The 1104-nt window shown below is 59.3% G+C and carries 3 protein-coding genes and 1 pseudogene; all 4 read right to left on the reverse strand.

Going from position 1 to position 1104, the window contains the following annotated elements; translation table 11 throughout:
* Window positions 1–203: 30S ribosomal protein S13 (rpsM, locus tag AB4Y86_RS19405; protein ID WP_441403748.1), on the reverse strand; the 203-nt coding region annotated here is incomplete at its 3' end.
* A 184-nt stretch (window positions 204–387) separates the two neighbouring features.
* The gene (gene rpmJ / locus AB4Y86_RS19410; RefSeq protein WP_009358722.1) at window positions 388–501 is read right to left on the reverse strand and encodes a 50S ribosomal protein L36; all 114 of its coding nucleotides are present in this window, start codon (window positions 499–501) and stop codon (window positions 388–390) included.
* Between the two features lie 69 nt (window positions 502–570).
* A complete protein-coding gene (gene infA, locus AB4Y86_RS19415; RefSeq protein ID WP_009358723.1) occupies window positions 571–792 on the reverse strand; it encodes a translation initiation factor IF-1 in 222 nt (73 codons plus the stop codon).
* Between the two features lie 169 nt (window positions 793–961).
* Window positions 962–1104, reverse strand: a pseudogene (locus AB4Y86_RS19420) (P1 family peptidase); the annotation flags it as partial.

A 1104-nucleotide genomic window follows, 5' to 3' on the forward strand; every position in this document is an offset into this window, starting at 1 on the left:
CCCTCAACCTTGTAGTTGCCTTCAATGTAATCACGCAGCTGGACGAGCTCGGCGTCGGACAGGTCCTTGACCCGAACGTCCGCGCTGATGCCGGTGGCAGCCAGGGTTTCGTGTGCACGGGTCTTGCCCACGCCGTAGATGTAAGTAAGCGCAATTTCCAACCGCTTTTCGCGGGGAATGTCTACGCCAGCGAGACGAGCCATAGWGGCAGTRCTCCTTGAATAAACCGGAGGTCGTAGGCAGTACACCCGTACGGATCTGTACGGCCCCAGCCTCCGACCGGGGGTTAGCTGTCCGGACTCGTTCTAGCTCAGTGTCCCAGATCAGCTTGTGCTGCCTTTTATTTACTTGCGTGGGTTAGCAACCCAAGGTTTCCCGTGAAGGGAATTAGCCCTGGCGCTGCTTGTGGCGCGGGTTCTCGCAGATCACCATGACCCGGCCATTACGGCGGATCACTTTGCACTTTTCGCAGATCTGCTTGACGCTCGGCTTGACCTTCATGGCGTTCCTTTGCGTGTTGCAGTTGGTCAGCTGGACCGGCCCTCGGCTAGTGCCCGGACCGCCCAGTGTTTACTTGTAGCGGTAGACGATACGACCACGTGTCAGGTCGTAAGGGCTCAGCTCCACCACTACCCGGTCCTCAGGGAGAATCCTGATGTAGTGCTGGCGCATCTTTCCAGAGATGTGTGCCAGAACGATGTGCTTGTTGGTCAGCTCAACGCGAAACATCGCGTTGGGCAGCGCCTCGGTCACAACGCCCTCGATCTCAATGACCCCGTCCTTCTTGGCCATACCCTCCGCTAACTGTTGTTGCCACCGCCCCTCCGGCTTGCACCGGCGATCGCTGTGGACGTTTTTTGATTGCTTGGTCGCTACGGCAGGCCCACAAAAGGGCAGAACAGGGCAGACAACCAACAGACAACACTACGGCATCACGGGCCGAATGTTAAATCCAGCTATGCTAACGCACTCCGTCCCGGTATGCACGAAAACTCCCCGCCGGGGTCTCCACCTCTTCCGCGGCAGCGATCCCATCCAGGATCGCCAGCCGGACGACGTCGGCGGCAGCGCTCTGCAGCGTAATCCGGCTAAGCTGCCGCGCGG

The organism is Arthrobacter sp. 2YAF22_2 (assembly GCF_052114645.1).
Lineage (GTDB): Bacteria > Actinomycetota > Actinomycetes > Actinomycetales > Micrococcaceae > Arthrobacter.

What these genes read in the sequence shown, in the direction of transcription:
- infA (WP_009358723.1), bottom strand. Translation starts at nt 792, where the DNA reads ATGGCCAAGAAGGACGGGGTCATTGAGATCGAGGGCGTTGTGACCGAG.
- rpmJ (WP_009358722.1), bottom strand. Translation starts at nt 501, where the DNA reads ATGAAGGTCAAGCCGAGCGTCAAGCAGATCTGCGAAAAGTGCAAAGTG.